Source organism: Grimontia marina (genome assembly GCF_900060185.1).
In the GTDB taxonomy this organism is placed as follows: domain Bacteria; phylum Pseudomonadota; class Gammaproteobacteria; order Enterobacterales; family Vibrionaceae; genus Enterovibrio; species Enterovibrio marinus.
The window spans coordinates 1-519 of the sequence record NZ_FIZY01000288.1 but is presented as its reverse complement, the minus strand read 5'-3'; the positions used below and the strand labels follow the sequence as shown (position 1 = coordinate 519).

At 60.1% G+C, this 519-nt stretch carries 1 pseudogene; it reads left to right on the top strand.

The features are described 5' to 3' along the window. Positions 1 to 519: pseudogene (locus GMA8713_RS27970) on the top strand (hypothetical protein); the annotation flags it as partial.

Sequence of the window (519 nt, the reverse complement as noted above, 5' to 3'; positions counted from 1 at the left end):
CTGGTGGTCACCGCCACCGTCACCGATGCGGCGGGCAACACCGCCAATGGCAGTGACAGTGCGATACTGGATACCAGTGGCGGCAACCCGAACCTGGGGACACCGACCCTGACCATTGATGAAGATGCCAACAATGATGGCTACATCAATGACGACGAGCTGGATGGCGACATCAACTACAGCGTGACTCTGGGTGAAGGTACCGAAGTGGGTGACACCATCGTTATCACCGACCAGGATGGCAATGAGGTGTACAGCGCCACCATTACCCAGGACATGCTGGACAATGGCCTGTCGCTGACGATGACCCCGCCAGCGACCGGCACCGGCCTGACCTTGACGGCCACCGTGACCGACACCAGTGGCAACACGGCGAGTGGCAGTGACTCGGCCACCCTGGATCACGGCAGCAGTGCGCCTACCGCACCGACTGTGGTCATTACCGAAGATGCCAACGATGATGGTTACATCAACGATGGCGAGCTCAGCGGCGAGGTGGATATCACCATCACCCTGGGC